The following is a 4,597-nucleotide window of genomic DNA, read 5'->3' on the forward strand; positions in this document are numbered from 1 at the left end:
AACGCAGAGAGCGCCCCCCGCGAGCGCATCTACCACGGTCCGTAGATGTAGGCGGGGTCCGCGCGCAGGCGGAGGCATCTGACGATGCGGCAGCACCTCCAGGATGATAGGCCGCGGCACCTCCGAGGAGCGCGGCGTGAATCGATCCCAGATTCTATCCCACGCCCGCAGCAACGAAGAAGGCCCCGCAACGGAAACCGTTGCAGGGCCTTCATTTTTTTAGCTCCCGCGGTAGGACTCGAACCTACGACCCTCTGATTAACAGTCAGATGCTCTAACCAACTGAGCTACGCGGGAATGTCGCCCTTCCGTGAAAGGGTCCCCGAAGATATTCGGCGGCCCGCATACTGTCAACCCCTGGCCGCAGCCCGCCCGAACCCCCGCGAAAAGCAATACAACATCAAGCAGCCGAAGGAGATGCGCACAGTGTGCATCGGGAACTCCCGGCGCGCGGCGGGGTTCCTCACGGCACAACCGCCGCGCCTGGGTTTTCCCGCCGCACGTTCACCGCGCCGCCGCCAGTTCCCGCGTAAGCCGCTGCCCTGGAATCAGTTCGGAACGGTTCCTGCTTTGACGCACGCCAAACGGGTGACGTCTCGCCCAGCAGCCGTGCCGCACCGCATCATGGAAGTACGCATGAAGTTCCACCCGTCCCTTCCGGTGATCGCCGCATTCGCGGGGCTCGCGACCGGGCTCGCCATCAGCACGGCGTGGTCCGAGGCCGACCTGCGCGAGCGCGTGCCGTCCATGGCCGAGTTCGTGCCCGAGACGCCGCTGGACCCGCTTCGCGGCATCACGCGCGCGGAGCTGCGCATGGCGATGGAGAAGGCGCAGGCGAAGCTCGCGGCCGGACAGCCGTGGGCCGCCTGGGTGGCGCTGCGTGGGTTCGTCACGCAGGCGGATGACGCCGAGCCCGCGGCGGTGCTCATGGCGGCGCGCGCGGCGGGCGGGTGGGGCGGATGGACGCACGTCCGCACCCTGCTGGGCGGGCGCACGTGGCTGGACGACGAGGGCCGCGGGGAGGGGTGGATGCTGCTGGGCCGCGCGGACGAGGCGCGCGGGAGCTGGGGCGACGCCGCGGACGCGTATCGCCGCTACGCCAGCGTCGCCACGGGCGAGAAGCGCGGGCTGGGCCATGCGCGCCAGGCCGACGCGCTGCGCCACCTGGGCCGCAACCGCGAGGCCGCAGCCGCCTTCGCCGCCGCCGCGCGCGACCTGCCCGCCGCCCGCGACTGGATGATCGCGCTCCAGGCCGAGGCACTGGCGGCCGCGGGAGATGCGGACGCGGCGTCGCTCGCTCCTCCCGCAGGCGCGGGAGCACCGGCGCGCGTGCACCTGGCCCGCGCGGCCGCGGCGTACGCGACGGCGCATGGCGACGCGGCCGGCGCGCTGGAGCGGCTGGACGCGGAGAACCGCGCGCTCGCCGCGGCCGGGTTCGATGCCGAGGCGGACGTCCTGCTGCTGGACCGTGCGCAGCTGCTGGAGAAGGCGGGACGGAACGGCGATGCGGTAGATGCGCTGCGCCGCGTGGCCGCTGACCTGAACGCCGCGCCGGCGGACCGCGCGCGCGCGGCCACCGAGCTGGTGAAGGTGCCCGGAAGCCGCACGGTGGACGAGCACCTGGCGCGTGTGGCCGCGTATGAGGCCGCCACGAAGCCGGGCATGGCCGCCAAGGCCCTGCGCTCCGCCCTGGCCGCCGGGCTGCCGGACGACGGCGCGGCCCGCCTGCGGCTGGGCAGGCTGCTCTTCGACGAGCGCGACCTGGGGCCGGCGCGCGTGGAGCTGAAGGCCGCCGCCGCGCGCCTCACCGACGCCGAGCAGCTGGCCGAGGCGGAGCTGCTCTCCGCCCGCGCGCTGTCCATGAGCGGCCAGCCCGACGACGCGGTCATGGCGCTGCGCAAGCTGGTGGATACGCGCCCCGGCACCGCCGCCTCCGGTACCGCGCTCTTCATCCTGGCCGACCAGACCAGCAGCCGTGACAACGCCATCGCCCTGTATCGCCGTGCCTCGGCGGTCACGTCATCGGCATCCGCGCGGGACGCGGCGTTCCGGCTGGGTGACCGGGTGCAGCGGGCGGGAGATGCGGACGGCGGCGCGCGCGCGTGGGAGGAGTACGTCGCCCGCTATCCGCGCGGCGAGGAGACGGCGCAGGCGGCCTACCAGGCCGGCGTGATCCACGAGCGTGCCGGCCGCGCCGACCGGGCGCGAGCGATGTACTCCGCTGCGATCGCGGCGGAGCCGGTGTCGTACTACGCCGTGCGCGCCGCGGACCGGCTGGGCATCGACCCCCTGGAGCGCACGCTCGCCGAGCCGCATCCGTGGGACGGGCTGGCGGACGATCCGTCCGAGGGCGCCAAGGCGCTACGCCGGCTGGACGCGCTCACGGCCGCGGGGCTGGACGGCGAGTGGGCGGAAGAGGCCGATGCGCAGATGCGCCGCCTGGACCGCCGCCCCGTCGCGCTCCTCACGCTGGCGGAGGGGCTGCGAGACCGCGGCCACACCATCGAAGCGATCCGCCTGGGCCGCAAGCTGCTGGAGCGCCGCGGCGGCGAGTGGGACCAGCGCCTGCTGCGCGTCGTCTTCCCCCTGCCGTACCGCCAGGCGGTGATGGACGAGGCGGAGCGGGTGGACCTCGATCCGTACCTCCTCGCGGGTCTCATCCGCCAGGAGTCTTCGTGGGACCACGATGCGCGGTCGCGGGTGGGCGCCACGGGGCTCGCGCAGATCATGCCCTCCACCGGCAAGTGGCTGGCGAAGGGCACGGGCGTGGACGAGTACGATCCCAGCCTGCTCACCGTGCCGGAGATCAACCTGCGGATGGGCGCGCGCTACCTGGCGGACCAGATGGACCGCTACCACGGGGCGCGCGACCTGGCCCTCATCGCCTACAACGCCGGCCCCTCGCGGGCGGACCGGTGGCGCAGCGAGCTGAACTACGGCGGCGACCTGGACACGTTCCGCGACCGCATCCCGTTCGAGGAGACGCGCGGCTACGTGAAGGTGGTGCTGCGCAACGCCGCCGTGTACCGCCGCCTGTACGGCGACCCGCGCTCGCCGGGCCTGGCGCAGGCGGGCGACTGATCCTGCCGCGCCGCCGGACCTCCGGCGCCGCAAGCGGGGTAGCTGGCGGTTGACCGCGGCGCGCCCCCGGCCGTAGACTTGTCGCCGAACCCGCACACGCATGTCCGCACGGCGCGTACGCTTGCGCCGCGCGGGCCGAACACCGCCTCCGCAGCGCCGGCCCCCGGTGGCCGGACGCACGCTCACCGCACGCCGGCAGCACCCCCATGCGCACCACTCGCATCCTCACCCCGCTCGTGCTCGCTGCCGCGCTCGCCCCGGCGGCGCTGGGCGCGCAGACGCTGCGCGGCTCGCGCGGCACCGTGGACCGCACGTACCGCCAGGCGGTGGGCAGCAAGCTCACCTTCTTCAAGTCGCCGCGCGGCGTGCGCAACGCGGCCGAGGAGGGCGACCTGGTGCGCATGGCCGGCAACGGCGACTACCGCCTGAGCGGCACCGCGTACCCGTACGCGCTGCCCACCACGCGCACCTTCGTGATGCGGCTGGGCAAGGCGTACCGGCAGGAGTGCGGCGAGAAGCTGGTGGTCACCAGCGCCGTGCGGCCCCAGTCGTACCGCGTGGCGAACAGCGTCGCGCAGACGGTGCACCCCACGGGCATGGCGGTGGACATCCGCCGGCCGCGGAGCCGCGGGTGCGCGAGCTGGCTGCGCGAGACGCTGCTGGGGCTGGAGGGCCGCGGCACCATCGACGCCACCGAGGAGCACCACCCGCCGCACTTTCACGTGGCCGTATTCCCCGGCCCGTACCGGCGGTACGTGGAGGCGAACGGCGGCATGCCGCGCGAGAAGGCGTCCGCCCGCGCCACGCTGGCGGGCCGCGAGGACAACGACACCGGCGAGGGCGACGACACGCCCGCCCGTCCATCCACCAGTCGTGTGGCCTCCAAACCGGCCGCCGCGCGCCCGGCGCCGGTGAAGCCCTCCGCCTCCGCGTCTGCCTCCACGGCGGCGGCCAAGCGGACCTACCGCGTGCGGCAGGGCGACTCGCTGTGGACCATCGCGCGGCGCACGGGCGTGAGCGTGCAGAGCCTGCGCGACGCCAACGACCTGCACTCCTCCCACCTCGCCCTCGGCCGCGTCCTCGTCATCCCCTCGCGCTGATCCGCATCTCCCGTCCGCCAACCGCGGTATGACGTAATGAATCGGCGGTCGATCGCTTCGGTCCACGGGCGAGGGGCCGACGGTGTGATGATGCGCATCGTCCCATGTGAGAAACGGATACGCGTTCGGTAGATGTGGAGCGATGCGGGAGATGCGGGCGGTTCTGCGAATGCCGCGCATCGGCGGTGAAGCTGGCTGACGCGCTGTGGTTGATGTGGGGCGATCGGGTCGATGGTGCGATGGCGGGCCGCGCATCTTCCGATCGATCACAGTTGTCGCTGGACGTGGATCGAACCGATGGGGACGAGACGCCGAGACGCCGTGCATCTATGCAGATGCGCGGCGGTTTTGATTTGCATCTAACGTGTTGTGGTGAATCGATTTGGGCGGACGGGCGTCACTCGCGCAGGACGTTT

General features: G+C 73.0%; 3 protein-coding genes and 1 tRNA gene. 3 read left to right on the forward strand and 1 reads right to left on the reverse strand.

The genetic code is table 11. The annotated features are described in order from the left end of the window. Nucleotides 1-223: 223 nt before the first annotated feature. A tRNA-Asn gene (locus VFE05_09840) sits at nucleotides 224-297 on the reverse strand. A gap of 339 nt (nucleotides 298-636) precedes the next feature. Between VFE05_09840 and VFE05_09845 the strand changes: the two genes are divergently transcribed. The 3 genes from VFE05_09845 to VFE05_09855 all read left to right on the forward strand — a co-directional run. After that, on the forward strand, nucleotides 637-3,081 hold the full coding sequence (locus tag VFE05_09845; protein HET6230356.1) for a transglycosylase SLT domain-containing protein: 2,445 nt from the start codon (nucleotides 637-639) through the stop codon (nucleotides 3,079-3,081). 206 nt (nucleotides 3,082-3,287) lie between these two features. Continuing rightward, complete coding sequence (locus tag VFE05_09850; GenBank protein HET6230357.1) at nucleotides 3,288-4,181, forward strand: DUF5715 family protein; 894 nt, start codon at nucleotides 3,288-3,290, stop codon at nucleotides 4,179-4,181. Nucleotides 4,182-4,366: 185 nt separating this feature from the next. Beyond that, nucleotides 4,367-4,597 (forward strand): hypothetical protein (locus VFE05_09855; GenBank protein HET6230358.1); only part of this gene is annotated, 231 nt, incomplete at its 3' end.

The organism is Longimicrobiaceae bacterium (assembly GCA_035696245.1).
Classification (GTDB): Bacteria; Gemmatimonadota; Gemmatimonadetes; order Longimicrobiales; family Longimicrobiaceae; genus DASRQW01.